Here is a 26,208-nt window from a genome sequence, read left to right as displayed (position 1 = left end):
ACGCGGAAGGCGGAGGAAAGAGTTCCGGTCTCCTCGGACGGCGTACCCGCGCGGGGCCGGACCTCGACGTCCGTTCACCGCCAGCAGGACGCGGAGCCGGCCGCTGGGATGGACCCATGACAACGACCGAGAAGACGCTGAACGGCAAGGTGGCCCTCGTGACCGGCGGCAGCCGCGGCATCGGAGCGGCCACCGCCCTGCGGCTCGCAGGCGAGGGCGCGGACGTGGCGGTGACGTACGTGAACGACAAGGAGGCGGCGGAGGACGTCGTACGGGCGGTGGAGGCGCTGGGACGGCGGGCGGTGGCCCTGCGCGCGGACTCGGCGGACCCGGACGAGGCGGCCGGGGCGGTGGACCGTACGGTCCGGGCGCTGGGCGGCCTCGACGTGCTGGTGAACAACGCGGGTATCGGCGTCCTCGGGCCGCTGGAGGGGCTCGGCCTCTCCGACGTCGACCGGGTGCTCGCCGTGAACGTGCGCGGGGTCTTCCTGGCCTCGCAGGCCGCCGCCGGGCGGATGGCGGACGGCGGCCGGATCATCACGATCGGCACCTGTATGACCCAGCGGGTGCCCGGCCCCGGCGGGACCCTGTACGCGATGAGCAAGTCGGCCCTGATCGGCCTGACCAAGGCGCTCGCCCGGGAACTGGGCCCGCGCGGGATCACCGCGAACCTCGTCCACCCCGGCCCGATCGACACGGACATGAACCCGGCGGACGGCCCGTACGCGGCGGGTCAGACGACGATGACCGCGCTGGGCCGCTTCGGCACGGCGCAGGAGGTGGCCGCGACGGTCGCGCACCTGGCGGTGGCCGCGTACGTCACGGGCGCCGAGTTCGCCGTCGACGGCGGTCACGCGGCATAGGGATCGGCATCGCCGTCGGCATCGGCATCGGCATCGGCATCGGCATCGGCCCGGGATCGGAACCGGGCCGGGGCCGGGGCCGAGATCCGGATGGGGATCGGGGCCGGGATCGGAACCGGGGGCGGGGCCGGGATCGGGCTTGGGCCGGGATCAGGACCGGGACCGGGATCAGGACCGGGGCCGGGGCCTGGGCCGGGATCAGGCCCGGGCCCGGGCCCGGGCCGGGATCAGGGCCGGGCCGGGATCAGGATCAGGCCCGGGTCGGGTGAGGCTCTCGTGGAGGGTGGGGGGCGGACGGGGGCGTGTCACCGCCCCCGTGAACGCCGCCTCCCTTTCGGGGGGCACGGGGGCGGCGGTCGGCTCAGCCGCCGAGTTCCTGGTGGCGGGCCGTCAGCGCCGCCGTGCCCGCCTCCGTGAGGGAGCCGAACAGGCGCAGACGGGAGATGCCGCCGTCGGGATAGATGTCCACGCGCGCGTGCGTGCCGACCGCCGGGGCCGGCAGGACGAAGCGGTGGTCGGTGTCGGGCTGGAGACGGGTGCGCGGGAGGATCTCCGTCCACTCGCCGTTCTCGCCGTCCTTGACCGACACCGAGGCCCAGCCGGCGCTGTTGCCCTTCAGGTAGGCCGTGTCGATCTCCAGCGCGCGGATCCGCGCCTGGGCCGCCAGGCGGTAGCGGATCCAGTCGTTGCCCCGGTCGCGGCGGCGGCGGGTCTCCCAGCCGTCGTCCATCTTGCGGGAGCGGCCCGGCTGGATGGTGTTGCTCGCCGGCGAGTAGAAGAGGTTGGAGGCGTCCTCGGCGCGGCCGCCGTTCTCCAGGGCGACGACGTCGAAGGTGCCGAGCGCCGTCAGCCACCCGGGATCGGGCACGACCTCCCCGTGCACGCGCAGGCGGGCGATGCCGCCGTCGGGGTGCTGGTTGACCCTCAGGTGGGTGAAGCGCTGCTCCACCGACACGGGGAAGCCGTTCGCCGCGTGGCCGCCGACCGGTGTGCGCGGGACCAGCGTCGTCCACTTCACATGGTCGCCGAGGAGCTCCTCGGGGGACGGCGAGCCGGGTACCGAGGCGCCCTCGACCGACACCGCCTGCGGGTAGTTGCCGCGGAAGTGCGCCGTGTCGACGACGATGCCCCGGATCACGCCGGGCGCGCCGAGGCGGACGAGCGCCCAGTCGTGGTCCTCGGCGGTCGGCCAGGGGTGGTCGGCGGAGGCGCCGCGGCGGCGGCGGGTCTCCCAGCCGTCCATGACCTTGCCCTTGTGCCCGAAGTGCTCCGGGTCGAACTCGGCGGGTCCGGGCGTCAGCAGGTTCTCGCGCTGGGCGAAGAACTCGTCGTTGGCGGCGACGACCCCGGCTCCGAGCTGCCGGCCGGCGAGGTCGGCGTACCGGGTGAAGGGGAAGTCGGCGGTGCGGTAGTCCGCGTACGGGTCGCCGCCGCCGTAGGGGTTCGCGTCGCCGGTGAAGCTCTCTATCGCCGTCACGGTGATCAGGTCTGCCTTTCGGGAGTCGGCCGGTGCGGGTTGGAGCCGGAGGGCGGGTCGGGCGCCCCTTCGGCTCAGGGGGTGCGGGTGAGGAGCCGGCCTTTCGGCTCGGTGAACTCGCCGTCCGAGAAGATGCGTTCGCCGCGCAGCCAGGTGGATTTCACGACGCCGTACAGGGTCTTCCCGGCGTACGCCGTGACGCGGTTGCGGTGCTGGAGTGCCGCCGGGTCGACGGTGAAGGTCTCGTCGGGGGCGAGGACGGCGAAGTCGGCGTCGCGGCCCGCTTCGATCGCGCCCTTGCCGGGGAGGCCCACCAGGGCCGCCGTGCGGGCGGACATCCACCGGACGACGTCCTCGAGGCCGTGGCCCCGTCGGCGGGCCTGCGTCCACACGGCCGCCAGGCTGAGCTGAAGGCCCGAGATGCCGCCCCAGGCCGTCGCGAAGTCGTCGGTCTTGAGGTCGGCCGTGGACGGGGAGTGGTCGGTGACCACACAGTCGATCGTGCCGTCCGCCAGGGCCTGCCAGAGCAGCTCCTGGTTGGCGGACTCGCGGATGGGCGGGCAGCACTTGAACTCGCTTGCGCCGTCGGGGACTTCCTCGGCCGTCAGGGTCAGGTAGTGCGGGCACGTCTCGGCCGTGACGCGGACGCCCTCCGCCTTGGCGGCGGCGATCAGCGGCAGCGCGTCGCTGGAGGAGAGGTGCAGCACATGCACGCGCGCGTGCAGGCGCTTCGCCTGCGCGACGAGATGCGCGATGGCGGTGTCCTCGGCGTCGCGGGGACGGCTGGCCAGGAAGTCGGCGTACCTGGGGCCGCCTTGCTGCGGGGCGGCGTCGAGGTGGTGCGGGTCCTCGGCGTGCACGATCAGCAGGCCGTCGAAGCCGGCGATCTCGGCGAGGGAGCGGGCGAGCCGGTCCTGGTCGAGGTGCGGGAACTCGTCGACGCCCGACGGGGAGAGGAACGCCTTGAAGCCGAAGACGCCGGACTCGTGCAGCGGGCGCAGGTCCTTGACGTTGTCGGGCAGGGCGCCGCCCCAGAAGCCGACGTCGATGTGCGCCTTGTCGGCGGCGACCTCCCGCTTGATCCGGAGGTGGTCGACCGTCGTGGTCGGCGGGAGGGAGTTGAGGGGCATGTCGACGAGGGTCGTGATGCCGCCGGCGGCCGCCGCCCGGGTGGCGGTCCAGAAGCCCTCCCAGTGGGTGCGGCCGGGATCGTTGACGTGCACATGGGTGTCGACCAGGCCGGGCAGCAGGACGTCGTCGCCGAAGTCCTCCAGCCCGGCCCCCTCGGGGACGGGGGTGTCGTACGGCAGGACGGCCGTGATCCGGCCGGCGGCGACCGCGACCGCGGCGGGCCGTGACCCTTCGGGAGTGATGACGCGCGTCGAGCGCAGCACCAGTTCGGCGTCGGACACCCGGACCCCTCTCTTCCGTTCTCCTCCGGTCACGCCGAAGAAACTTCCACGTAACGGAATTCAACGTTCTGTTGAAGGAGTCTTCCCTCCCGCCCCCATGCCGTCAAGGGCACACTCCCCCAGAGTGCACCCACCCCCGACACTCTGGACGTTTCCACATAATGGAATTACTATTCCGGCCAGCAGAACCTAACGACGCGCAAGCAGGGAGTCAACCGACCGCCGGGTAGGCTTCAGCCCTTCCGCCAGGTTTCGAAAGGAACGCGCCGTGCCGACGTCCAGCGCCAGCACCACCGACTCCGCCAAGTCAGCCAGCGGCGGGGTCCAGTCCCTCGAGCGCGCCTTCGATCTCCTCGAGCGGATGGCGGACGCGGGCGGCGAGGTCGGCCTGAGCGAGCTGTCCGCGAGCAGCGGGCTGCCCCTGCCGACCATTCACCGCCTGATGCGCACCCTGGTGGTCTGCGGCTACGTCCGCCAGCAGCCCAACCGGCGCTACGCGCTGGGCCCTCGGCTGATCCGGCTCGGCGAGTCCGCCGCCCGGCTGCTGGGCACCTGGGCCCGCCCCTACCTGGCCCGCCTGGTCGAGGAGACCGGCGAGACGGCCAACATGGCGCTGCTCGACGGCGACGAGATCGTGTACGTGGCGCAGGTGCCGTCCAAGCACTCGATGCGGATGTTCACCGAGGTCGGCCGTCGCGTCCTGCCGCACTCCACGGGCGTCGGCAAGGCGCTGCTCGCGGGCTTCCCGGACGACGAGGTGCGCGCCCTGCTGGCCCGCACCGGCATGCCCGCCGCCACCGACAAGACGATCACCACCGCGGACGGTTTCCTCGCGGCCCTCGCGGACGTGCGGCAGGCCGGTTACGCGGTCGACGACAACGAGCAGGAGATCGGCGTGCGCTGCCTGGCGGTGCCGGTGCCGGACTCCCCCACCCCCGCGGCGATCTCCATCTCCGGCCCGGCCGGCCGCGTCACGGAGTCGGCCACGGAGAAGATCGTGCCGGTACTGCGGCAGGTGGCGGTGGAGCTGTCACAGGCGCTGACGAGTTCCGGTCCCGCGGTCTAGGACGGGCCCGCGGCGGGGTCTCGCCGCCACCCGCCCGGCGGCGCCCTCGACCGCTCAGCGGCGCGGCGTCCGCCCGAACAGCTCCACGGCGTCACGTACCTCCGACAGGCCCCGGGCCAGTGCGCTCACCGAGCCGATCGCGCTCGCGATCAGCAGCAAGGAGCGGCGTAACCGGGGGACTTCGGGGACGCCGTGGGTCACCATCGCGGCGAGCGCGGCGAGTTCGTCCTCGGCGATCGCCCGGTCCGGGAACTCGGCCGGATACGTGGCGAGTTCGCGGCGCAGCCGGGACACCGCGGTCCGCAGTCGCACCACCCTCGGATCCTCGTAGCTGCCGGTCACTGCCCTCTGTCTCAAGCTCCGCAACACAGCTCTCCCCCCGCGCGCTCCACTGGGCGCGCGTGCGCGCCCACCCGCCCCGCAGCCCCGCGGCACCGCCCGGGAACCGTAGGACGCGCGGGTCAGTAAACGCCACCCGATGCGGCGCGCGCCACTGCGCGGACCGAAATTCAGCCCCACGAAACCGCGCGGCCGACGCCACGTCAGGTATGCAGGACGCATGACGCAAAACGAAGACCGGGCCGCGCACCAGGTGACCGGCCTGCTCCTCGCGGCGGGCGGGGGCCGCCGGCTCGGCGGGCGCCCCAAGGCGCTGCTCGAACACCGGGGTCGGCCGCTCGTCGAACACGCGGTGGGGGTCCTGCGTACGGCGGGCTGCACGCGGGTGCACGTGGTCCTCGGGGCCGCCGCCGACACCGTACGGGAGCGGGCGCGGCTGGAGGGGTGCGTGATCGTGCCGAACCCGGAGTGGGAGCAGGGCATGGGCACGTCGCTGCGGGCCGGGCTGGACTCGCTCGCCGGGACGGGGGCGCGCGCCGCGCTGGTCCTCCTCGTCGATCAGCCGGGCATCGGGCCGCGGGCCGTGGCCCGGGTGCTGGCCGCCCACGAGGACGAGTCCTCGCTCGTGTGCGCCGCCTACGACGGCGTACGCGGCCATCCCGTCCTGTTCGGGGCCGCCCACTGGGCGGGCATCGCCGCGACCGCCACCGGCGACCGGGGGGCGCGGGCCTATCTGAAGGAGCACGAGCAGGCGATCACGCTCGTCGAGTGCGCGGACGTGGCCCGCCCCTTCGACATCGACACCCCGCAGGATCTCGTCCACCTTGAGTGAGGGGCCTGGCACTGAGCGCCACCTCGCCTCGACGCAGAGATTCTCGACATCAACAAATCATTGAAGTTCCACGATGAGGAAACTAGTATCCACTGTTCAGAAGGACCCGGCCCGTCCGGGGCCCCCGCCCGCCGCACCCGGTTCGACTGGCACCCGGTGCCACCGCTGAAGGAAGTGACCGCTCATGTCCGCACCAGCGCCGTCCCCGCTGGCCATCGTCGACGCCGAGCCCCTGCCGCGGCAGGAGGAGGTCCTCACCGAGGCGGCGCTCGCCTTCGTGGCCGAGCTGCACCGGCGGTTCACCCCGCGCCGTGACGAGCTCCTCGCCCGGCGCGCGGAGCGCCGCGCCGAGATCGCCCGCACCTCCACCCTGGACTTCCTCCCGGAGACCGCCGCGATCCGCGCCGACGACTCCTGGCGGGTGGCCCCCTCCCCCGCGGCCCTGGACGACCGCCGGGTCGAGATCACCGGCCCGACCGACCGCAAGATGACCGTCAACGCCCTCAACTCGGGCGCCCGTGTCTGGCTCGCGGACTTCGAGGACGCCTCGGCGCCGACCTGGGAGAACGTCGTCCTCGGTCAGATCAACCTGGCCGACGCCTACACCCGGCGCATCGACTTCACGGATCCCGGCTCGGGCAAGTCGTACGCCCTGAAGGACGCGGACGAGCTCGCCACGGTCGTCATGCGCCCGCGCGGCTGGCATCTGAACGAGCGTCATCTCGTCGACGCGGACGGCCGTCAGGTCCCCGGCGCCCTCGTCGACTTCGGCCTCTACTTCTTCCACAACGCCCAGCGTCTCCTCGACCTGGGCAAGGGCCCGTACTTCTACCTCCCGAAGACGGAGTCGCACCTGGAGGCCCGCCTCTGGAACGAGGTGTTCGTCTTCGCGCAGGACCACGTCGGCATCCCGCAGGGCAGCGTCCGCGCCACCGTGCTCATCGAGACGATCACGGCCGCGTACGAGATGGACGAGATCCTGTACGAACTCCGCGACCACGCCTCCGGGTTGAACGCCGGCCGCTGGGACTACCTGTTCTCCATCATCAAGAACTTCCGTGACGGCGGCGCCAAGTTCGTCCTCCCGGACCGCAACGCGGTCACGATGACCGCCCCGTTCATGCGGGCGTACACCGAACTCCTCGTCCGCACCTGCCACAAGCGCGGCGCGCACGCCATCGGCGGCATGGCGGCCTTCATCCCGTCCCGCCGCGACGAGGAGGTCAACAAGGTCGCCTTCGAGAAGGTCAAGGCGGACAAGGACCGCGAGGCGAACGACGGTTTCGACGGGTCGTGGGTGGCCCACCCGGACCTGGTGCCGATCGCCCTGGCCTCCTTCGACGCCGTGCTCGGCGACCGGCCGAACCAGAAGGACCGGCTGCGCGAGGACGTCGACGTCAAGGCGGCGGACCTGATCGCCGTCGACTCGCTGGAGGCCAGGCCGACGTACCCGGGCCTGGTCAACGCCGTGCAGGTCGGGATCCGTTACATCGAGGCCTGGCTGCGCGGCCTGGGCGCGGTCGCCATCTTCAACCTGATGGAGGACGCGGCCACCGCCGAGATCTCCCGCTCGCAGATCTGGCAGTGGATCAACGCGGGGGTCGAGTTCGAGCACGACGGGACGACCGTGAAGGCCACGCCCGAGCTGGCCCGCGAGATCGCCGCCGCCGAACTGGCCGCGATCCGCGCGGAGATCGGCGAGGAGGCCTTCGCGGCGGGCCACTGGCAGCAGGCCCACGACCTGCTGCTGACGGTCTCCCTCGACGACGACTACGCGGACTTCCTCACCCTGCCCGCGTACGAGCGGCTCCAGGGCTGAGCACCGGCGCCGACCGGACCGCTCACCTCTCCGAGTGGCCCAGGGACTTCCCCGGGGCCACTCGGTCGCGTACGAGCTTCTTCACCGCGGTCGGCTCGGGGAAGCCCTGTTCACGGCGGTCCCAGACCACCTCGTCGTTCACCCGGACGACGAAGACCCCGCCCGTGCCGGGCTTCAGGGCGAGCTCCGTCAGCTCGGCCTCGAAGGTCGTGAGCAGCTCCTGCGCCAGCCAGGCCGCGCGCGGCAGCCACCGGCACTGGGTGCAGTACTCGATCTCGACCCGCCCGCTCGCGTCACTCGTCTCGTTCATCCGAGGTGCACCGACCAATCCTGTTCCGCGGCCGGCTTGCCGTGCAGGTCGGGGACCTGCTTCAGCCAGTCGGGCCGTCCTTGCCGGGTCCTCGCCGCGCGCCGGGCCTCGTCGGCGGCGAGCTCCTCCGGGGCGGGGAAGTCGGTGGGCAGCCAGGCCGCGGAGGCCGCCGCGCGCGCGTGGAGGTAGCGCACATACGCCTCCCGGGCCGCGTCCGGGGCCGCGAACTCCGCCTCGTCGGCCAGCCAGGCGTCCGGCACCTCCGCCACGATCCGGCGCAGCAGCTCCTCGGTCACCCTGGGCGCCAGCTCGGCGTCGGCCGCCCTGGTGTCCGGGGCGCAGCGGCCGAGGGCGTGGTGGCGGAAGTCGTAGCGTTTCTCGGGGTCGGCGCCGTCCCAGCGGTGGTGGAAGACGAGGGCGGCGCCGTGGTCGATGAGCCACAGCCGGGGCGGGACGGTGCCGAGCGTCGGCCACACCATCAGGTTGGAGCTGTGGACCGTACGGTCGACGTTCACCGTCAGGGCGTCCAGCCAGACGATCCTCCCGGCCTCCAGCGGCTCCACCGGGAAGGCCTCCGCGACCTCCGGCGTGAAGTCCCGCGCGCCCGGCAGGAAGTCCATCCCGAGGTTGAGCCCCGCGCTCGCGGCGTGCAGGTCCCGTACCTCCTGGTGCGGTTCGCGCTCCGCGATCGCCGGGTCGAAGTGCACCAGGACCAGCTCGGGGAAGCGCAGCCCGAGGGCGCGCGCCAGCTCGCCGACGATCACCTCGGCGACGAGCGCCTTGCGGCCCTGCGCGGAGCCCGTGAACTTCACGACGTAGGTGCCCAGGTCGTCGGCCTCGACGACGGCGGGCACCGAGCCGCCCGCCCGCAGAGGAGCGACGTAGCGGGTCGCTGTGACCTCGGTCAACATGGCTCTCCCTCTGGCCTGGAGAAACATAGTAACCAGGCGTGCCGACCACCGGCTCGTCGTCCTCGAGGAGGGGCGCGCGGTGGCCTGCGGCGGCCCCGACGACCGCCCGCACATACGCTTCCCGGCGCCGTGTCCACCCCTGACGCGGCGTCGACGCCCCCTATTCCCCTGCCCGTTCCCACCGTTCGCCCGGTCCATCCGGCCCATCGGGTCCATCCGGTTCGACGCCCCTGAGCCATTCCAGGGCCTGCTCCGGCCCCGCCACGACCCGGACGCCCGCGGGCGTCGGCGGTCTGCGCACCACGACCACGGGCAGCCCCGCCGCGCGGGCTGCGGCCAGCTTCGGGGCGGTGGCCGCTCCCCCGCTGTCCTTGGTCACGAGGACGTCGATGCGGTGACGGCACAGCAGTTCGCGCTCGCCGTCGAACGTGAACGGCCCGCGATCGAGCAGCACCTCCATGCGGGACGGGGCGGGCGCCTCGGGCGCGTCGACGGACCGTACGAGGAACCACAGGTCGTCCAGGGCGGCGAAGGCGGCCAGCCCCAGGCGTCCGGTGGTGAGGAACACCCGTCGGCCGAGCGAGGGCAGCAGCTCGGCGGCCTCCGTCAGCGAAGCGGCCTCGTGCCAGGCGTCGCCGGCCACCGGGACCCAGCCCGGGCGGCGCAGCGCGAGCAGGGGGACACCGGTGTCGGCCGCGGCCTTCGCCGCGTTGCGGCTGACGGTCCCGGCGAAGGGGTGGGTGGCGTCGACGAGCGCGTCGACTCCGTGCCCGCCCAGCCACGCGGCCAGCCCCCCGGCCCCGCCGAAGCCGCCCACCCGGACCTCGCCGGGCGGCAGCCGGGGCGCGGCCACCCGTCCGGCCAGGGAGGTCGTCACGCGGATCCCGGGCCGGGCGTCGGCCGCCAGGAGTTCGGCGAGGCGACGGGCCTCGGTGGTCCCGCCCAGGATCAGTACGTGCACGGAGTCCGGGTCCCTTCCGCGATACGAGGTCCGAGCGGCGCGGCCGAAAAGGTCGCGCCCTTCACTGAAGCACAGTGGTCCCGGCCCGGCCGGACCACCGTCGCGGGCGGGAGCTCGCGCGCGGTCGGCGGGCCGACAAGGCATTGACTCGCCCGCATCTATTTAGAGTAGCCTCGCCTAAGTTGACCGGTTTCCGGAGGGTGGCTGGTGAGATCAGGGGAACAGTCGGGGCGGGACGTCCTGGCGCGCTCGCTCAAGGGGCAGGCGCGACGCGTCGGTCTCGGCGCGGCGCTCGGGTGTGTGCACCAACTCGGGGAAGCTCTGGTACCGGTGCTCATCGGCGTCGTCATCGACCAGGCCGTGGCCGGACGGGACGCCGGGCGGCTCGCCCTCTGGCTGGCCGTCCTGACCAGCACCCTGCTGTCGACGGTCGCCGTCCGGGCGGAGGAGATCCACCGCTCCGTGCTGGCCGGGAGCTCGGCGGCCTGACCGCACCCGAACTCCCCGGGCCCGCAGGGTACGGTCCCTTCCGGGCCCGGGGTCCGCCCCGAAGCCCCCGCACCATTCGGTGGCCGGGCGCCCCGCTCCGGGGCGCCGCGCCCGGCCGCACACCGGACGCACGCCCGCGCCGACCACGTCAACAGGCTGACCGCTGCGAGGAGTTGGGCTACCGGCGTGCAGCATTCCCGTAGGCCGCGCAGGACGTGGTTCCGGGCGGTCAGGACCGCGAGAGCGGCGCGCCGCGGAGGGACGGGCCGGCCCGACCGGTCCGGGGGCGGCGTGGCCGGGCCGTCGTTCCCCGCCTCAGTACGGCCCATGGGTCCAGCGGCCGTCCGTCATCGTGGCGTGCACGGGCATCGCGCGCAGGGCGTCCGGGCCGGCCTCCGAGGGGTCCACGTCGACGACCACCAGGTCGGCCGGGTCCCCGACCCTGATGAGCCGGCGTCCGCGGGCCGCCGCGACCAGCGCGTCCTGGACGGACAGACGCTGCTCCGGGTGCCAGGCGGGGCGTTCGTCGTCGGTCCGGCTGACGGCCGACGCGATGGCGAGCCACGGGTCGAGCGGCGAGACCGGGGCGTCGGAACCGAACTCCAGACGCGCCCCGGCGGCGAGCAGATCGGCGTAGGCGAAGGCGCGTCCGGTGCGTCCGGCCCAGTGCCGGTCCGCCACGTCGCGGTCGTCCGTCGCGTGCCGGGGCTGGACGCCCGCCGTGACGCCCAGCCGCGCGAACCGCGGAAGGTCTTCGGGGCTCAGCAGCTGCGCGTGTTCGATCCGGCCCCGGCAGCGCACCGCCTCGAAGGCGTCGAGGGCCATCGTGTTGGCGTGGTCGCCGATGGCGTGCACCGCGGGTTCCACGCCGTGCGCGGCGGCCCGCCGCATGAGCCGCACCAGCTCGTGCGGGGGCGTCTCCTCGATGCCGTGCGAACCGTCCGTGCCCTCCAGCCCCGGATAGGGATCGCGGCACAGGGCGGTGCGGGTGTTGAGCGAGCCGTCGGTGAAGAGCTTCAGCGGGCCCACCCGCACCACGCCGCCGGGCGCGCCGACCTCGTCCCCCGTACGCAGTCCACGCTCCACGGCCGCGTCCAGGCGGCTCGGGTAGATCGCGGCCGACACCCGCACGGCCGGCCGGAACGCGGCCGAGCGCCGCTCCCAGTCCGCGACCGTGTCGCCGAACTGGAAGTCGATGACGCCGGTGACCCCGCGTGCGGCGGCGGCCTCGCAGGCGTCCGCGATCCAGCCGTCGACCACCGCGGCCGGCGCCTTGGGGAGGGCGGACAGGACCTCGTGGCACTCGGTCTCCCTGACCAGGCCGGTGGGGTGGTCGCCCCGGCCGACGAGGGCGAGACAGGCGGAGTTCAGCCACGCGGCGTGCAGATCGGCGCTGACCAGGGCGACCGGCCGGTCGGGCAGGACCGCGTCGAGGAGCCGCTTGTGCGGGGCGTCGGGCCACAGTCCGTCCCGGAACCCGTACCCGAAGAGCACCGTGCCGTCGGGCGCCGCGCCGCCGCGCTCCCGGACCAGGTCGGCCACCGCCCGTGCGGAGGCGGTGCCGGCCAGGTCCAGGCGGTGCCGGGCGCTCGCCCACTCCGCCATGTGGACGTGGGCGTCCCACAGGCCCGGCAGCAGCACCCGCCCGTCCAGGTCGACGACGCGCTCGCCGTCGGCCTCCACCGCCCGTCCCCCGGTCTCCGCCTCCGCGACGACGTGGGTGACCCTGCCGTCCGCGATCCGCAGCCGGGCGAGCGGCCCGCCCGCGCCGAGCCGCACCCGGTCGAGCGTCAGTGCGGCGCTCGCGTAGTCCGCCATAAGAGCCTCTCTCTGCGCCGGGCGTCTCTCCCCACCCCGAGGATCCCGCCAGGTAAAGTTAGGCTTACCTTATCTACTGATCACGCTTCCGTCCCCCGGTCCGCCTCACCGAACGAGGGGATTGGGCAGCGGCAGATAGCGGGCGTCGGCGCCGTCCGCGCCCGTCCAGCGCAGCAGCAGGTTCGTCTTGCCGGGCAGGGTGGGCGCGGTCAGCAGGGCGGTGACCTCGGGAAGGTCGTGGCGGGCCAGTTCACGGCGCACGGCCGGCCAGGGGTCGAGGCCGGGGTGACGTTCGGCGAGCGCCGCCGCGACCTCCCACAGATGGTTCACGACCAGGCAGTACACCAGCCGCTCCCAGCCGGCCGCCCGCCCCACGTCCGCCAGCAGTTTCACGCCCTCGGCGTCCCGGAACAGGGCCTGCACGGGGGTGCCGTCGGCGTCCACGGCGACGAGCGTGTTCTGGAGATGGGCCTCGACGACGACACCGTGGTCGGCGAAGGCCGTCAGCGCCGGGGGGACGACGACGGCGAGATACGCCTCCCACCAGGCCGCCGGGTCCGCCGCGGGGGCCGGCGGGCTGCCGTCGAAACCCTCCACCAGACCGGCGGCCAGCAGCGGGGTCGTGCCGGGCGGCAGCGCGCCCGCGAGCCCGTCGCGGACCAGGACGGCGAGCGCCTCGAAGGCGAACGCGGCGGTGCGGTAGCCGCGGTCGCTCAGCCAGACCGCCGGACGGCGGGCGTCGGAGCCGCCGCCCGCCGCGAAGGCTTGGACCGCCGCCTCGTCGGTGCGGCGCAGTGTCAGCAGGTCGTGCCGCCACAGCCGGCGGATGTCGTTGGTGATCCGGACGTCGAGGCTGAACTTCAGGCACAGGTCCCGCTCGGGTGCGTAGAGCGTCCGTACGGCGGCCGTCGGCCAGGCGTCGAAACCGGTCGTGCCGAGCCGGATCAGACGGCCGTCGGCGAAGGCCGGGGCGAGCTCCGGTCCGGCCAGCTCCAGCTGCCAGGGGTGGGCGGGCAGCAGCCGGTAGCCGGGCGGGGCCGTGCCGAGGGCGTCCAGCGCGCAGGTGTCGCCCTCCTCGACGACCGCGTCCTCGCGCAGCCCCAGCAGGACCAGCGGGAAGCGGGCGTGAGCCTCCGGGGCGTACGGCAGCCAGCCGGCCGGCGGGCCGCCGCCGCGCGCCTTGGGCGCGGGATGGTGGGGATGGCCGGTGAGAAGCGACTGCTCGGAGAGCAGATAGGCGCCCGGCGGCGGGGTGGCACGCGCGCGTGCGGTGAGCATCGCGGCGACCACGTCCCTGCTGTCGGTCATCTCGGCGGGCAGCTCGCGGTTGTCCAGCCCGGTGTGCCCGCGCAGCACCTCGGCGACCAGTGCGACGAGTTCGGCATGGCCGAGGCGGCGCCAGGCGCCCGCCGTGTACACCTCGGGCTCGGCGGGCCGCCGGGCGCCGCGCACCCGCAGCAGCCGGCCGCCGCCGGGCGACCCCTCGCCGGGCAGCCGGTACACGAACCGGCCGTCACACCTACCGTCACACCTACCGTCACACCGGCCGTCGCACCGTCCGTCGCCGTCCGGCGGGTGGGGCAGCGGTTCGGCGACCTCCCGCAGCAGACAGTTCAGCAGCGGCGCCGCCGCGTAGGCGTCGGCGCGCTCGGCGACGCCGTCGGCGGGCGCCGCGGCCTCGGCGGGCGGGGGGATGAGGTCCACGCGATCCACTGGTTCCCTGGTTCCCTACGGTTCTTCCGGGCGGAGACGATCAGTATCGCTGTCGTCACGGCCCCTCCGTGACGTCGTACCCGCACCCTCAGGAGCCCACCCGTGCACCGTCCCCCCACCGCCGAGGCCGAGCTGGCCGCGGAACTGGCCGCCGTACGCCCTTCGCTCGGCCCCCGGTTCACGGCCGCGCTGCCCGGGGCGAGGGCGGCCGTGCTGACCCGGCTGTGGCGGGCGCTCGTCCACGAACCCCTGCCGTGGATCACGCGCCGGGAGGAGTCCGGCGGGGAGAGCCTGCTGCGGCTGCGCGACGGCCGCCGGCTGCACGGCCCGCGCGCGGATCCGTACGCGACCGCCGCCTATGTGACGGACGTACGGCTGGACGGCGTGGCGTACGAAGATCCGGCGCGGCTGATGACGGAGCTGGCGGTGCCGCACGGCACCGGCTTCGCCGGCGAACTCGGCCACAGCGTGGTGTCGTTGGCTCTGTCACGGGCCGGGCAGGAGCCCGACCTCGTCTCCTTGACGGATCCGGGCGAGTGGCCGGTGCACGACTGGGAGTGGGAGCAGCGGGTGGTCGACGGGCATCCGTACCATCCCAACTGCCGTGCGCGGCCCGGCTTCTCGGTGGCGGAGCAGCTGGCGTACGGGCCCGAGCACCGGCCCTCGGTGCGGCTGGGTCTGCTGCCGGTGCCGGCCGTCGAGTGCCTGGTGTCCGGCGCGTGGCCGCGGGAGCTGCGGGACGGGACGCGGCTGGTGATCCCGGTGCATCCGTGGCAGGCGGCGCACGTGCTCAAGCGATCCTGCGAGCGGGGGGTCCCCGCGCATCCGCTGATGTCGTTGCGCACGCTCGCCCTTCCCGACGGTCCGCACGTCAAGACCGCTCTGAGCACCCGGCTGACGTCCTCCGTCCGGGACATCTCCGTCGGCTCCATCGCCGCCTCCGCGGCCCTCTCGGCGTTCGCGGAGACCCTGACCCCGCACACCGACGGCCTGCTGCACATGACCCGCACCCTGGGCGCGGCCACCGCGAACTCCCCTGATCTGGCGGCCGTGTTCCGGGAGTCGCCGCGGGTGTTCGGGGCGCCGGGCGAGCACGTCGTCCCGGTGGCCGCGCTCTCCGGCACCGGACTACCGCACTCCTCCTCCTGGTTGGCGGACTTCGCGCGTCTCGCGCTCACCGTCGGGCTGCGGCTGCTGGAGCTGGGCGTGGCGCTGGAGGCGCACGGCCAGAACCTGCTGGTCGTGCTGTCGGCGTCGGGCGCCCCACTGCGGCTGGTCTACCGCGATCTGGCCGACATCCGGGTCAGCCCGGCCCGGCTGGCCCGGCACGGCATCCCGCTGCCGGACGAACTACCCGAGCGGATCCGCACGGACGACGTGACCGCGCTGCGGCGCAAGCTGTTCGGCTCCCTGATCGCGGGCGCGCTGGCCGGGACGGCGGGCAGCCTTCCGGCCCTGCGGGCGGCCCTGGAGGCGGCGGTACGGGAGCTCCCCCGCTCGCCGGACCTCGTGGCGTTGTGCGAGGAACCGCTTCCGGCCAAGGCGCTGACGCTGATGCGGCTGTCGACGGGGACGCCCGGGGACCAGTGGGCCCTGCTGCCCAACCCGCTGGCCGGGGACGCGTGTTGACCGGGAGACGAGCGCGTGCCGACGACGAGGTCCGACCCGGAAGTCGAATCCGGTTCCGCCGCCGTTTTGTGGCCGGACGCCTCTGATCAATAGGATCCGCCGATGATCAGAACACAACGGCTGGCGGCGGGCGTCTGCGCCCTGCTCGCCGCGCTCACGGCCGGGATCGCGTTCCCGGCCGGGGCGGTCGCCGACGAGACCACCGCCACCGCGCCCAAGGTCGACCTGGTCCTCGACGTCAGCGGTTCGATGCGGACGAAGGACATGGACGGCGGGACGCGGATGGCCGCGGCCAAGCAGGCGTTCAACGAGGTGCTGGACGCGACCCCGGAGAACGTTCTCCTGGGCATCCGCACCCTGGGCGCCAACTACCCGGGAGACGACCAGAAAACCGGCTGCAAGGACACCGCGCAGCTCTATCCGGTCGGCCCGCTGGACCGGACCGAGGCCAAGACCGCGGTGGCGACCCTGTCGCCCACGGGCTGGACGCCGATCGGCCCCGCCCTGCTGAAGGCGGCAGACGACCTCGACGGCGGCACCGGATCCAAGCGCATCGTGCTGATCAGTGACGGCGAGGACACCTGCGCTCCGCTCGACCCGTGCGAGGTGGCCCGTGAGATCGCGGCGAAGGGCATCGGCCTGACGATCGACACGCTCGGCCTGGTGCCCAACGTCAAGATGCGCCAGCAGCTCAGCTGCATCGCCGAGGCGACCGGCGGCACCTACACCTCGGTGGAGCACACCGACGAACTCACCGACCGCGTCAACCAGTTGGTCGACCGGGCCGCCGACCCCGTGGTGACGCCGGTCGCCACCGAGGGCGCGGCCTCCTGCTCCGCGGCCCCGGCCCTGAAGTCCGGCCTGTACACCGACCGCGAGGAGTTCGGCCAGGAGCGCTGGTACAAGGTCGACGTCGAGCCGGGCCAGGAGCTGCGCGCCTCGGTGAGCGTGTCGGCGGACCGGACCATGAACCCCGACTACGGGGTGCTGCTGCGCGCGGTCACGGTGCACGGCCGGGAGATCGTGCGCGGCGAGGCGGCCGGCAACGGCCGTACCGACGTCATCTCGACCGGTCTGCGCTACCCGAAGGCGGAGAGCGACGAGGACGAGGCGCCCGCCGAGACGGTGTGCGTGCAGGTGACCAACTCCTACTCGGCGGCCGCGGGGGTGAAGACCACGCCGGGCATGCCGCTGGAGCTGACCGTGGACGTGGTCGACGGCCCCTCGCAGGCGAGCGACGTGGCCTCCTTCGGCCTCGGGCGCGGCTGGTGGCTGCTGGGCGTCCTGGTGCTGTTCGGTTTCCTCGCGGGTGTGCTGTGGGGCTGGGCGTCCCGCTGGCGGGTCGCGGTCTGGAGGACCAACTGATGCGTATCACACGTGTGTTGAGCGGCACCCTGCTGGCGCTCGGTCCGGTGCTCGGGCTGGCGCTCGGGCCGGCGGCCGCACCGGCCGCGGCCGACTCCACCCCGTCGGCGAGCCCGTCCGACGACAGCTCCGCGCCGACCGAGGCGGGCACCTCGTTCCGTACGTCGACGGAGATCGACCAGGGGCAGACGGCGACGGCGAGCGGCTCCGCGGGCGACTACCTCTACTGGTCGTTCCCGGCCGACTCCGGCCAACGCCCCACCGTCAAGGCGACGGTGAAGCTGCCGGAGAGCCACACCACGCAGACCTGGCAGGTCGACGTGTACGACGGTCTGCGGCGCCGCCAGGCCTGCCAGTACGGCGCCCAGACGCGCACCGCGGCCCAGGGCACGGCCTCGGTGGAGCTGGCCTGTGTGCTGCGCACGGTCCGCGCCTGGTCGGAGCCGTGGGCCGACGACCCGCTGCCGGGCACGTACTACGTCCGGTTGACGGCCCTCGACCTGAAGCCGGCCGACCTGGGCCTGCCGGTCGGCACGGAACTGCGGGTGGACTCCAAGGACATCGGGGGCGCCGCGGCCGTCGACGGTTCGCTGGCGGAGCCGCTGGTCCCGGGCATCGCCGTCACGTCCGACGCGAAGGACGACGATTCGTCGGCCACGGCCGTGCTGTCGAGCATCGAGCCGGACGACGGATGGGCGTCCGGCTGGTGGTCGGACCGCTGGGTGTGGACCGCGATCGGCGCGGTGCTGGCCGCCCTCGCCGGGATCGGCGGGTACACGCTGACGCGGGGATCGGGACGGCCACGGCACGTACCGCCGGGCGCGTGAGCGTCGGTTGACAGATCATCAGAAGGCCCGCCGCTGCACAGCGGCGGGCCTTCCGCCATACCGCCCGCCCGGCGCGCCCGCCCCGCCGTCCCCCTCCCCGGCCCTCCGCCGTAAACCCCGCCCGTCCGTGACGCCCTCCCCGAACCTGCCCTCACGCCTCTCGCAGGGCCTTGGCCAGGGTGCCGTCGCCGCCGACCTCGATCCGCCCGGCCCGTACCGCGTCGAGCACGCCCAACTCGCCCTGGGCGATGGCCGTGCAGGTGTCCGTGTCGAGGACGAGTCGCGCGTCGGGCTCACCGGGCGCGGGTCCGTCTCCGTACACCTGCCCGTCCTCCGCGCCGACGTACAGATGGAAGACCCCTTCGTCGAGCCGGACCTCGACGAGCCCCGCGCTCCCGGCCCCCGCGGCCCCCTCGGCGTCGAGTCCGCGCAGCAGGGGCAGCGCGAACCAGTGCGCACGGAGGGCGTCGGTGGGCCGCCGCTCACCGAGTTCGCCCTCTCCCCACTTCCCCAGGGCCTGCAGGACGGGCAGCAACTCCCGGCCGCGTCGGGTGAGTTCGTACACATAGGCCGCGCCCGGCGGAGGCAGCCGGCGCCTGGTGGTCAGCCCGTCCCGCTCCATGTCCTTCAGCCGCGAGGCGAGCACGTCCGTGCTCACGCCCGGCAGATCGGCGTGCAGGTCCGTGTAACGGCGCGGGCCGGCGAGCAGCTCCCGGACGATCAGCAGGCTCCAGCGGTCGCCCACGGCGTCGAGCGCACGGGCGGCGGAACAGTACTGGTCGTAGCTTCGGCGAGGTGACATGGCACGCAGTCTAGACATGTCGTTGGACTTTCCAAGCTGGAACTTGGTAAAACCAAGCAACACAACGAACCGGAGGGGCGAGCGCGCATGGAGTTCCGGCAGTCGAACAAGCTGAGCGAGGTCTGTTACGAGATCCGCGGCCCGGTGATCGAGCACGCCGACGCGCTGGAGGCGGCGGGCCACAGCGTCCTGCGCCTGAACACCGGCAACCCCGCGCTCTTCGGCTTCGAGGCGCCCGAGGAGATCCTCCAGGACATGATCAGGATGCTCCCCCAGGCACACGGCTACACGGACTCGCGGGGCGTCCTGTCGGCCCGCCGGGCCGTGGCCGGGCGCTACCAGACGCTGGGACTGGAGGTCGGCGTCGACGACGTCTTCCTCGGCAACGGCATCTCCGAGCTGATCTCGATGGCCGTACAGGCACTGGTCGAGGACGGCGACGAGATCCTGATCCCGGCCCCCGACTTCCCCCTGTGGACGGCGGTCACCACGCTCGCGGGCGGCAAGGCGGTCCACTACCTCTGCGACGAACAGGCCGACTGGTACCCGGACCTGGACGACATGGCCTCGAAGATCACCGACCGCACGAAGGCCGTCGTGATCATCAACCCGAACAACCCCACCGGCGCCGTCTACCCGAAGGAGATCCTCGAGGGGATCCTCGACCTGGCCCGCCGGCACGGACTGATGGTCTTCGCCGACGAGATCTACGACCAGATCCTCTACGACGACGCCGTCCACCACTCGGTCGCGGCGCTCGCGCCCGATCTGGTGGTCCTGACCTTCTGCGGCCTGTCCAAGACGTACCGGGTGGCCGGTTTCCGCTCGGGCTGGCTGGTGGTCACCGGCCCGAAGCAGCACGCGAAGAGCTACCTGGAGGGCCTGACCATGCTGGCCTCCATGCGGCTGTGCGCCAACGCGCCGGCGCAGTACGCCATCCAGGCCGCGCTCGGCGGCCGCCAGTCCATCCACGAGCTGACCGCCCCGGGCGGGCGCCTGCACGAGCAGCGCACCGTGGCCTGGGAGAAGCTCAACGAGATCCCCGGCGTGTCCTGCGTGAAGCCGAAGGGCTCGCTGTACGCGTTCCCGCGTCTGGACCCCAAGGTGCACAAGATCCACGACGACGAGAAGTTCGTCCTGGACCTGCTCCTGCGGGAGAAGATCCAGGTCGTCCAGGGCACCGGCTTCAACTGGCCGACCCCCGACCACTTCCGCATCCTGACCCTGCCGCACGCGGACGACCTGGAGGCGGCGATCGGCCGCATCGGGCGGTTCCTCAGCGGGTACCGCCAGTAGGCGGCGTCAGCGGGTAATACCGCCCTGCTCCCCCAACAGCGGAAGGGAGCATGCCGGAGCCCAGGGGAAGACGGAAGCGCCGCAAGCGTCAGGAAAGGCCGTCGAGAAGCTCGGACCGTGACAGGTCCGGACGGATGTTGTCACTCCTGGTCGCCCGTCAGCGTACCGGCCGTGATCCCGCGGTGACGGCGGATCGGGCTGCGCAGTGGGGGCAGGGGGGAGGTGGAGCGGGCTGCTCGCATCCCGGATCCGCAGGGGGCTCTCGGGACAGCAGCTCCCTGACCCGTTCCAGGGCTTCGCGCAGCGGCGGGCAGACGAGCGCCAGGCTCACCAGCCCGGCGGCGGTGAGCAGTTCCGTCGCAGCCCCCGCGCCGGGGAACAGCGCTGCCGCGGCGAGCAGGCCGGCGGCTACGGCGAGCCGTCCGGCCGCCCGGGCGATCCGCGTCCGCGGCGGTTCTCCCGCGGTGGCCGACGCCTCGGGAACCGGTGTGTCCGCGAGCAGTGCCGGTGCGACGATCACCAGTCCGTCGAGCCGCACCCGGGGGCGACAGCTGTAACGCAACGTGCTGGAGACGAGGTGCGCGAGGTCACGCACCACCGCCTCCTTCTCGGTTCCCTCGCCGAAGAGCACGCGACGGTGGTACTCGGTGAGGGCCGCGACCAGCCGCTCCGTGTCCTGGCGGGCCTGCTCGCGGACCTCGGAGGCCATCTTGCGCGTCTCGTGCCGGGCCTGGGCGCGGAGGGCGCGGCACAGCAGGTCGAACGCCCCTCCGTGGGTGTCGAGCGCCGACTGCTCCGTCCTGCGTTCCTCACGCACCAACAGCGCTTCCAGGAAGAGCACTGCCTTGGACGTCACGCCACCGGCCGCGTCGGACACGGAGACGGCTCGGTCGTCGAGCACCATGAGCCCGATGGACAGCACGCCGAACGCGGCGAAGGACGCGAACATCCACAGAGGTACGACCGAGGCTCCGCCGGCCGGCGTCATCCGGCACATCGAGACGACCACGACCATCAGCGGCACCGCCTGGAGCAGGACACCGGCAGCGCGGCCGACTCCCATCCGGTGCCACCGGTCCACGAGTTGATCCGGGTCCGGCGTGTCCCGCACCGGCACGCCCACCCGCTCCAGGTGGGCCAGAACCTGCCCGACTCGTCTCTCCGTCGCACGACGCCGGATGCGCATCACTCCCGGAACGCGCTGCAGACGCGCACCCAGCACCCGAGTGCGGCTCGTCCACGGCGCGAGGATCAGCACCGCCTCGTAAAGAGTCCACCAGAACCAGAAGAACGAGATCTCCCCGAACACCGTCCGTGTCATGTCGGCAGAGTCGCAGACGCCACTGACACTCAGGTGAGCGCGACTTCACACCACACCGTCTTGGTGTACTGGTCGCCCCACGTGGCTCCCCAGTGACCGGCCAGGGCCTCGACGAGGAGGAGGCCCCGGCCCGACTCCGCGTAGGGGGCAGGTGGTTCGAGGGTTCCGGGGGTGGGCGGACGGCGGCCGGGGCGGGCGTCGGTCACCTCGATACGGAGAGTGGCGTTCTCCGGGTGGAGGGTGAGGCGGAGCCGGAAGTCGCGGCCCCGCTCCCGGCCGTGCCGTACGGCGTTCGCCGCGAGTTCGGCCACGAGCAGGGCGGCCGTGCCGTTGGCGTCGGTGGCGTAGGGCCAGCCCCAGGTGTCGAGTTGCTCGGCGGCCAGGTGACGGGCGAGGCGGGCGCCTCTGGGCGTGGCCGAGAGACGGATGGTGAAGTGAGGGGTGGCGTGAAGCCCTCGGCCGGTCACGGCTCCGAGCTGAAGTGGTTCAAGAGCAGCTACAGCACCGACGACGGGCCCGCCTGCGTCGAGGTCGCTTCAGCCCCAGGGGCCATCCACATACGGGACTCGAAGATCGAGCAAGGCCCCCAACTCGCCTTCGGTGCGACCGAGTGGGCCGCCTTCGTCTCGTACGCCGCCGATCACTGACATACGACGAATCGACGCCCCGCAGCACGCGGGGCGTCAGCCATACGTGCGTCAGCCGAGAAGGGGGCCGCGTAGCCGTCCGGGGGGCCTTGACGGCGTACCCGGATTCGGCCATCGGTTCCTCCCGCCCGGCAAGCCTGAGGGAGTCCAGCTGATCCCGCCAACCCCCGAGGGAGGCCGTCGGCCTGGAAGCGGCCGATCGGCCCAGCCCGGACCGCGTGCCCCGAGCCCCTGTGGCACGGTGCTGGGAAGCACGGCAGAAAGAAGGAGCGCGCGCGTGGGCGACCTGTTTCTCGTGCGGCACGGGGAGACCGAATGGTCACGCTCGGGCCGGCACACCGGATCGACGGACGTCCCGCTCACCGAGCACGGCCGGGACGAGGCACGACGGCTGGAGCCGCTGATCCGTTCACACCGGATCGGGGCCGCGTTCGTCAGCCCGGCGCAGCGCGCGCGGGAGACGGCGGAGCTGATCGGACTGCACGACGTCCAGGTCGACGCCGGTCTGCGGGAGTGGGACTACGGCGGCTACGAGGGCGTCACGACGCCCGAGATCCAGCGGACGCGACCGGGCTGGTTCCTGTTCACGGACGGGGTCGCACCCGGCCCCGCCGACCATCCCGGGGAGACGCCCGAGCAGGTCGGCGAGCGGGCCGACCGGGTGCTGGCCCAGGTCGACGCGGCGCAGGCCGCCGCCGAGGCAGACGTGGTGCTGGTGGCGCACGGGCACTTCCTGCGGGTGCTGACCGCCCGCCGGCTCGGACTGCCGGCGTCGGCCGGAGCGCTGTTCCAGCTGGCGACGGGGACGCTGTGCCGACTGGGCACCGAGCACGGGCGGCCGGTGATCGCCGCCTGGAATGTCAGACCCGGGTCGTAGCCTTCGATGAGGCCCCCGTCCGGGGGCGACACGCGAGGGGAGCACGCCGTGACACGACCGCCGACCGCCGCCCAGCGGCGTGTGATCGACGCCGCCGAACCGGTCACCGGGCGGCTGCGGGGCACGGCGACCCAGCTGGCGGCGCTGGTGCGGCACGGACTCGCCTTCCGGCACCCGCGCCCGCCGCACGATCACTTCCTGACCCCGGCGGGGCATCGGACACGGGACGAGGTCCCGGCGGCGCCCGCGGCCGCGTCCGAAGCCGCTTCACACGACGCGTCGCGGGTCGCTCCCGAGCGGCCGCCGGCGGACACCGGGGTCTTCGCCGCCCGCGTCGGCGGCGAGGAGGACACCGGGCAGGTCGCTCCTTCCCGGGCCCGCGAGGTGCACAGCGCCTGGCAGGGCCTGCTCGAACTGCGTCGGATGACCAACCCGGACGGGGGCACGGACCGACCGTGCGGCTGGGAGCGCACCCACCTCGTGCGGGCCGCCGCGCTGGCCCTGGAGGCCGCCGGCCACCGTCCCGCCGGGCCGCGGGGCGCCGACGGCTACCGGGTACGGGCGACCCCGCAGCCGGAGGCGGTCGCCGTGCACGGACCGGACGACGCGACACTGCGGGCCTGCGCGGCGACGCTGGAGAAGGCGGGCTGGCAGGCCGGCGAGCACACCGATCCCCGCACGAGAGCGCGCTATCTGCTGGCCTCCCCGCGCCGGGTGTGAGGGACATGCCAAGATCGGCGGTCAGGCACCGACATCGAGAAAGCGAGAAGGGGACACCGTGAGCGAGCCGTTCTCCGTACGGATCACCGTGCGCGGATACGAGACCGACGTGCAGGGGCACCTCAACCAGAGCGTCTACATCAACTACGCGGAACACGCCCGCTGGTCACTGCTCCAGGCCGCGGGCATCACCCAGGCCGGTCTGCGCGCCAAGGGGGTGGGTCCGGTCGCCCTGGAGACGACCATCCGCTACCGGCGCGAACTCCTCGCGGGTGACGAGGTCGACGTGACCTGCGTGTTCGAGTGGAGCGGCGGCAAGACGTTCCGGATCCGACAGACCATCAGCAAGGCGGACGGCACGGTGTCCGCCGAACTCACCTCGATCGGCGGGCTGCTGGACCTCACGGAACGCCGGATGGTCGCCGACCCGACGGTCCACTTCAAGGAACTGGCCACGGATCCGGGCCTGTTCGGCCTGTAGCTCACATCGGTCGCACCTTCACACCGGTCCCGTCTTCACGCCGGTCCCGTCTTCACGCCGACTCCGCCGTCACGCCGACTCCGTCTCCCGCTCGGTGTCGTAGGCCGCCCGGGCCTCGGCGATATAGACCCTGTTGCGCTCGGCCCAGTTCGTCAGACGCTGCAGGGTCTCGTGCAACTCCTGCGCCACCGGGGTCAGGGCGTACTCGACCTTCGGCGGAACCGTCGGATGCACCGTGCGGGTGACGAGCCCGTCGCGCTCCAGGTTGCGCAGCGTGAGCGTCAGCATGCGGCGGCTGATGCCCTCGATGCTGCGCTCCAGCTCCGTGAAGCGGATGGGGCCGTGCGTCGCCGCGACGAGGATCTGCACGCTCCACTTCCCCGAGACCCTGTCAAGAACCTCTCGCACCGGGCAGGCGTGCGCGTTCACGACCTGCGAGGTAACACCGGTGTTCCCCTGGGACATCGAAGTGCCTCCTTATGCCGATCTCCATGGTTACCCACGATGGTCCCCGTTACAAGTCGTGCACCAAGGGTTCCCCTGGAGAATGTGGAGGCCACGCCGCCATGACGGTCACAACCGAGTCCCCGACACCGGCGTCGACACCGACACCGACACACCCGTCGGCGTCGGAACGAACCTACTCCCGCTGGGCGTCCCTCGTCGTCCTGTGCGCGGGGACCCTGATGACGATCCTGGACGGCAACATCGTCACCGTGGCGATGCCCGCCATCCAGAGCGACCTCGGGTTCAGCGGCCCGGGTCTGGCCTGGGTCGTCAACGCCTACCTCATCCCCTTCGGCGGTCTGCTCCTGCTGGTCGGCCGGCTCGGCGACCTGGTGGGACGCAAGCGGATGTTCACGGCGGGCCTCGCCGTGTTCACCGCGGCGTCCGTGCTGTGCGGGGTCGCCGGCAGCCAGGGTGCCCTCATCGCGGCGCGTGCCCTCCAGGGTGTCGGCGGGGCGATGACCTCGGCGGTGGTCCTGGGCATGCTCGTGACGCTCTTCCCCGAGCCGCGCGAACAGGCCCGCGCCATCGCGGTGTTCAGCGCGGTCGGCGCGGGGGGCGGCGCGCTGGGCACGTTCCTGGGCGGGGCGCTCACCCAACTCGTCAACTGGCACTGGATCTTCCTCATCAACCTGCCGATCGGCATCGTGGCCTGGCTCGCGGCCGTCCGTGTCCTCGCGCCGGAGAAGGGCGCCGGGCTCGGCAAGGGCGCCGACTACCCGGGCGCGGCCCTGGTCACGAGCGCGCTCATGCTGACCGTGTACGTCATCGTCGGCGCCGGCGACCGCGACGGCGCCGCCACCGCGCTCCTGGCCCTGCTCGCCACGGTCCTGTTCACGGCGTTCGTCCTGCGCCAGGCCCGGGCCGCGCGCCCGCTGCTGCGGCTGCGGCTGTTCCGCTCCCGGCTGCTCAGCGGGGCGAACGCCGTCCAGGTACTGATGATCGCGACGATGTTCGGCTTCCAGTTCATCGGCGCGCTGTACCTTCAACGTGTCCTCGGATACGGCGAGTTGGCGACCGGCACGGCGTTCCTGCCCGCGCCGATCGCGATCGGCCTGCTGATGCTGGTCCTGTCCGCGCGGACCATCGGCCGTTTCGGCCCGTACCGGGTCCTGCTGGCCGGTCTGCTGCTGATCACCGCCGGCATGGCCCTGCTGAGCCGCGCACCGGCCGACGGCTCCTACGCCGCCGACTTCCTTCCGCCCATGATGCTGATGTCCGCCGGGTTCGCCGCCGCGATGCCCGCGCTGACCGGACTGGCCATGTCGGGGGCCCGGGAGGAGGACGGCGGCCTGGCGTCCGGCCTCTTCAACACCACGCAGGTGGTGGGCGGTTCGCTCGGCCTCGCGATCCTGTCCACCCTGGCCGCGAGCCACACGGACGACCTGCTGGACGGGGGCGCCCAGCTGTCGCAGGCCACGGCGGACGGCTACCAACTGGCGTTCCGGGTCGCTTCGGCGACCGCGGTGACAGCCCTGGCACTTGCAGCACTGACCCTCCGCACACGGCACCCGGACGAGAGGAACGAGAACTGAGAGGGGCCGGGGCTGAGAGCGGCGGAGACTGAGAGGACGAAGGCCTGGCGAGGCGAAGGCCACGCCGGTCGAGATCCAGCGGCGCGAAGGCGGACCCCGGTACGCGGCAAGGCCGGCCAAGGCCCCGCGGAGCCGGGCGGCGAGGACGGCGGGGGCGGGCTGCGGGCGTGGAGGCCGGCGGCCGCCCCCGC

The 26,208-nt window shown here is 73.1% G+C and carries 26 protein-coding genes; 14 read left to right on the top strand and 12 right to left on the bottom strand.

The window, feature by feature from the left end; translation table 11 throughout:
- Positions 1 to 116 precede the first annotated feature (116 nt).
- Positions 117 to 863 carry a 3-oxoacyl-ACP reductase family protein gene (locus ACIRPU_RS11540; RefSeq protein ID WP_403864927.1) on the top strand — a complete coding sequence of 249 codons (747 nt, stop codon included), beginning with the start codon at positions 117 to 119 and terminating at the stop codon, positions 861 to 863.
- A gap of 361 nt (positions 864 to 1,224) precedes the next feature.
- On the opposite strand, the gene alc is transcribed toward ACIRPU_RS11540, so the two are convergent.
- Positions 1,225 to 2,340, bottom strand: coding sequence for an allantoicase (alc, locus tag ACIRPU_RS11535; RefSeq protein ID WP_403864924.1), 1,116 nt, complete (start codon positions 2,338 to 2,340; stop codon positions 1,225 to 1,227).
- Between the two features lie 74 nt (positions 2,341 to 2,414).
- On the bottom strand, positions 2,415 to 3,752 hold the full coding sequence (allB, locus tag ACIRPU_RS11530) for an allantoinase AllB (RefSeq protein WP_403864921.1): 1,338 nt from the start codon (positions 3,750 to 3,752) through the stop codon (positions 2,415 to 2,417).
- 268 nt (positions 3,753 to 4,020) lie between these two features.
- On the opposite strand from allB, the gene ACIRPU_RS11525 reads away from it, so the two are divergent.
- Positions 4,021 to 4,818 carry an IclR family transcriptional regulator gene (locus tag ACIRPU_RS11525; protein ID WP_385557121.1) on the top strand — a complete coding sequence of 266 codons (798 nt, stop codon included), beginning with the start codon at positions 4,021 to 4,023 and terminating at the stop codon, positions 4,816 to 4,818.
- Between the two features lie 54 nt (positions 4,819 to 4,872).
- Here ACIRPU_RS11525 and ACIRPU_RS11520 read toward each other — a convergent pair whose 3' ends face one another.
- Positions 4,873 to 5,187, bottom strand: coding sequence for a DUF5955 family protein (locus ACIRPU_RS11520; RefSeq protein WP_403864918.1), 315 nt, complete (start codon positions 5,185 to 5,187; stop codon positions 4,873 to 4,875).
- A gap of 190 nt (positions 5,188 to 5,377) precedes the next feature.
- Between ACIRPU_RS11520 and ACIRPU_RS11515 the strand changes: the two genes are divergently transcribed.
- Together ACIRPU_RS11515 and aceB are read left to right on the top strand one after the other, a co-directional pair.
- Positions 5,378 to 5,989, top strand: coding sequence for an NTP transferase domain-containing protein (locus tag ACIRPU_RS11515; RefSeq protein ID WP_403864916.1), 612 nt, complete (start codon positions 5,378 to 5,380; stop codon positions 5,987 to 5,989).
- Between the two features lie 184 nt (positions 5,990 to 6,173).
- Positions 6,174 to 7,808 carry a malate synthase A gene (aceB, locus tag ACIRPU_RS11510; protein ID WP_384119365.1) on the top strand — a complete coding sequence of 545 codons (1,635 nt, stop codon included), beginning with the start codon at positions 6,174 to 6,176 and terminating at the stop codon, positions 7,806 to 7,808.
- A 22-nt stretch (positions 7,809 to 7,830) separates the two neighbouring features.
- On the opposite strand, the gene ACIRPU_RS11505 is transcribed toward aceB, so the two are convergent.
- From ACIRPU_RS11505 to ACIRPU_RS11495, 3 genes are all read right to left on the bottom strand, one after another.
- The gene (locus tag ACIRPU_RS11505; RefSeq protein ID WP_355706960.1) at positions 7,831 to 8,118 is read right to left on the bottom strand and encodes a SelT/SelW/SelH family protein; all 288 of its coding nucleotides are present in this window, start codon (positions 8,116 to 8,118) and stop codon (positions 7,831 to 7,833) included.
- Positions 8,115 to 9,029: a HipA family kinase gene (locus tag ACIRPU_RS11500; protein ID WP_403864913.1), complete on the bottom strand. Its 915-nt coding sequence runs from the start codon at positions 9,027 to 9,029 to the stop codon at positions 8,115 to 8,117. Before ACIRPU_RS11500 ends, ACIRPU_RS11505 begins: the two co-directional genes overlap by 4 nt.
- A gap of 160 nt (positions 9,030 to 9,189) precedes the next feature.
- Positions 9,190 to 9,990, bottom strand: a complete 801-nt coding sequence (locus ACIRPU_RS11495; protein WP_403864910.1) for a cobalt-precorrin-6A reductase — start codon at positions 9,988 to 9,990, stop codon at positions 9,190 to 9,192.
- 207 nt (positions 9,991 to 10,197) lie between these two features.
- Between ACIRPU_RS11495 and ACIRPU_RS11490 the strand changes: the two genes are divergently transcribed.
- A complete protein-coding gene (locus ACIRPU_RS11490; protein WP_403865114.1) occupies positions 10,198 to 10,479 on the top strand; it encodes a hypothetical protein in 282 nt (93 codons plus the stop codon).
- A 315-nt stretch (positions 10,480 to 10,794) separates the two neighbouring features.
- Here the strand turns inward: ACIRPU_RS11490 and ACIRPU_RS11485 are convergent, their stop codons facing one another.
- Together ACIRPU_RS11485 and ACIRPU_RS11480 are read right to left on the bottom strand one after the other, a co-directional pair.
- A complete protein-coding gene (locus ACIRPU_RS11485; RefSeq protein WP_403864907.1) occupies positions 10,795 to 12,297 on the bottom strand; it encodes an amidohydrolase in 1,503 nt (500 codons plus the stop codon).
- 105 nt (positions 12,298 to 12,402) lie between these two features.
- Positions 12,403 to 14,010, bottom strand: coding sequence for an IucA/IucC family protein (locus ACIRPU_RS11480; protein ID WP_403864904.1), 1,608 nt, complete (start codon positions 14,008 to 14,010; stop codon positions 12,403 to 12,405).
- 102 nt (positions 14,011 to 14,112) lie between these two features.
- Between ACIRPU_RS11480 and ACIRPU_RS11475 the strand changes: the two genes are divergently transcribed.
- From ACIRPU_RS11475 to ACIRPU_RS11465, 3 genes are all read left to right on the top strand, one after another.
- A complete protein-coding gene (locus ACIRPU_RS11475) occupies positions 14,113 to 15,639 on the top strand; it encodes an IucA/IucC family protein (protein ID WP_403864901.1) in 1,527 nt (508 codons plus the stop codon).
- 102 nt (positions 15,640 to 15,741) lie between these two features.
- Positions 15,742 to 17,004, top strand: a complete 1,263-nt coding sequence (locus tag ACIRPU_RS11470) for a VWA domain-containing protein (protein WP_355706974.1) — start codon at positions 15,742 to 15,744, stop codon at positions 17,002 to 17,004.
- Positions 17,004 to 17,831, top strand: coding sequence for a hypothetical protein (locus tag ACIRPU_RS11465; RefSeq protein WP_403864898.1), 828 nt, complete (start codon positions 17,004 to 17,006; stop codon positions 17,829 to 17,831). Before ACIRPU_RS11470 ends, ACIRPU_RS11465 begins: the two co-directional genes overlap by 1 nt.
- Before the next feature lie 151 nt (positions 17,832 to 17,982).
- Here ACIRPU_RS11465 and ACIRPU_RS11460 read toward each other — a convergent pair whose 3' ends face one another.
- On the bottom strand, positions 17,983 to 18,633 hold the full coding sequence (locus tag ACIRPU_RS11460) for a winged helix-turn-helix transcriptional regulator (RefSeq protein ID WP_403864895.1): 651 nt from the start codon (positions 18,631 to 18,633) through the stop codon (positions 17,983 to 17,985).
- A gap of 87 nt (positions 18,634 to 18,720) precedes the next feature.
- Between ACIRPU_RS11460 and ACIRPU_RS11455 the strand changes: the two genes are divergently transcribed.
- The gene (locus tag ACIRPU_RS11455) at positions 18,721 to 19,929 is read left to right on the top strand and encodes a pyridoxal phosphate-dependent aminotransferase (protein ID WP_385557064.1); all 1,209 of its coding nucleotides are present in this window, start codon (positions 18,721 to 18,723) and stop codon (positions 19,927 to 19,929) included.
- Between the two features lie 157 nt (positions 19,930 to 20,086).
- On the opposite strand, the gene ACIRPU_RS11450 is transcribed toward ACIRPU_RS11455, so the two are convergent.
- Positions 20,087 to 21,250, bottom strand: coding sequence for a hypothetical protein (locus tag ACIRPU_RS11450; protein ID WP_403864891.1), 1,164 nt, complete (start codon positions 21,248 to 21,250; stop codon positions 20,087 to 20,089).
- Between the two features lie 29 nt (positions 21,251 to 21,279).
- The gene (locus ACIRPU_RS11445) at positions 21,280 to 21,717 is read right to left on the bottom strand and encodes an ATP-binding protein (protein WP_403864888.1); all 438 of its coding nucleotides are present in this window, start codon (positions 21,715 to 21,717) and stop codon (positions 21,280 to 21,282) included.
- Here ACIRPU_RS11445 and ACIRPU_RS11440 point away from each other — a divergent pair.
- The 4 genes from ACIRPU_RS11440 to ACIRPU_RS11425 all read left to right on the top strand — a co-directional run bounded on the left by ACIRPU_RS11440 (position 21,697) and on the right by ACIRPU_RS11425 (position 23,975).
- The gene (locus ACIRPU_RS11440) at positions 21,697 to 21,897 is read left to right on the top strand and encodes a DUF397 domain-containing protein (RefSeq protein ID WP_403864885.1); all 201 of its coding nucleotides are present in this window, start codon (positions 21,697 to 21,699) and stop codon (positions 21,895 to 21,897) included. The two genes, ACIRPU_RS11445 and ACIRPU_RS11440, sit on opposite strands and share 21 nt — an antisense overlap.
- 277 nt (positions 21,898 to 22,174) lie before the next feature.
- A complete protein-coding gene (locus tag ACIRPU_RS11435; RefSeq protein WP_403864882.1) occupies positions 22,175 to 22,774 on the top strand; it encodes a histidine phosphatase family protein in 600 nt (199 codons plus the stop codon).
- A 48-nt stretch (positions 22,775 to 22,822) separates the two neighbouring features.
- Positions 22,823 to 23,494 (top strand): hypothetical protein, encoded by a 672-nt coding sequence (locus tag ACIRPU_RS11430; RefSeq protein ID WP_403864879.1) that lies wholly within the window; start codon positions 22,823 to 22,825, stop codon positions 23,492 to 23,494.
- Between the two features lie 58 nt (positions 23,495 to 23,552).
- Positions 23,553 to 23,975, top strand: a complete 423-nt coding sequence (locus tag ACIRPU_RS11425) for an acyl-CoA thioesterase (RefSeq protein WP_403864876.1) — start codon at positions 23,553 to 23,555, stop codon at positions 23,973 to 23,975.
- 69 nt (positions 23,976 to 24,044) lie between these two features.
- Here ACIRPU_RS11425 and ACIRPU_RS11420 read toward each other — a convergent pair whose 3' ends face one another.
- Positions 24,045 to 24,440: a winged helix-turn-helix transcriptional regulator gene (locus ACIRPU_RS11420; RefSeq protein WP_403864873.1), complete on the bottom strand. Its 396-nt coding sequence runs from the start codon at positions 24,438 to 24,440 to the stop codon at positions 24,045 to 24,047.
- Between the two features lie 221 nt (positions 24,441 to 24,661).
- Here ACIRPU_RS11420 and ACIRPU_RS11415 point away from each other — a divergent pair, with 221 nt between their 5' ends.
- Positions 24,662 to 26,017: an MFS transporter gene (locus tag ACIRPU_RS11415; RefSeq protein WP_403865090.1), complete on the top strand. Its 1,356-nt coding sequence runs from the start codon at positions 24,662 to 24,664 to the stop codon at positions 26,015 to 26,017.
- Positions 26,018 to 26,208: the final 191 nt, after the last annotated feature.

The organism is Streptomyces sp. NPDC102259, from assembly GCF_044766465.1.
GTDB lineage: Bacteria > Actinomycetota > Actinomycetes > Streptomycetales > Streptomycetaceae > Streptomyces.
This window is presented reverse-complemented; position numbering and strand designations above follow the sequence as displayed.

Coding starts and splice junctions, on each gene's coding strand:
- ACIRPU_RS11420 (WP_403864873.1), bottom strand. CDS start 24,440: ATGTCCCAGGGGAACACCGGTGTTACCTCGCAGGTCGTGAACGCGCAC.
- aceB (WP_384119365.1), top strand. CDS start 6,174: ATGTCCGCACCAGCGCCGTCCCCGCTGGCCATCGTCGACGCCGAGCCC.
- ACIRPU_RS11485 (WP_403864907.1), bottom strand. CDS start 12,297: ATGGCGGACTACGCGAGCGCCGCACTGACGCTCGACCGGGTGCGGCTC.
- ACIRPU_RS11540 (WP_403864927.1), top strand. CDS start 117: ATGACAACGACCGAGAAGACGCTGAACGGCAAGGTGGCCCTCGTGACC.
- ACIRPU_RS11515 (WP_403864916.1), top strand. CDS start 5,378: ATGACGCAAAACGAAGACCGGGCCGCGCACCAGGTGACCGGCCTGCTC.
- ACIRPU_RS11500 (WP_403864913.1), bottom strand. CDS start 9,029: ATGTTGACCGAGGTCACAGCGACCCGCTACGTCGCTCCTCTGCGGGCG.
- ACIRPU_RS11450 (WP_403864891.1), bottom strand. CDS start 21,250: ATGACACGGACGGTGTTCGGGGAGATCTCGTTCTTCTGGTTCTGGTGG.
- ACIRPU_RS11415 (WP_403865090.1), top strand. CDS start 24,662: ATGACGATCCTGGACGGCAACATCGTCACCGTGGCGATGCCCGCCATC.
- ACIRPU_RS11455 (WP_385557064.1), top strand. CDS start 18,721: ATGGAGTTCCGGCAGTCGAACAAGCTGAGCGAGGTCTGTTACGAGATC.
- ACIRPU_RS11470 (WP_355706974.1), top strand. CDS start 15,742: ATGATCAGAACACAACGGCTGGCGGCGGGCGTCTGCGCCCTGCTCGCC.
- ACIRPU_RS11460 (WP_403864895.1), bottom strand. CDS start 18,633: ATGTCACCTCGCCGAAGCTACGACCAGTACTGTTCCGCCGCCCGTGCG.
- ACIRPU_RS11505 (WP_355706960.1), bottom strand. CDS start 8,118: ATGAACGAGACGAGTGACGCGAGCGGGCGGGTCGAGATCGAGTACTGC.
- ACIRPU_RS11465 (WP_403864898.1), top strand. CDS start 17,004: ATGCGTATCACACGTGTGTTGAGCGGCACCCTGCTGGCGCTCGGTCCG.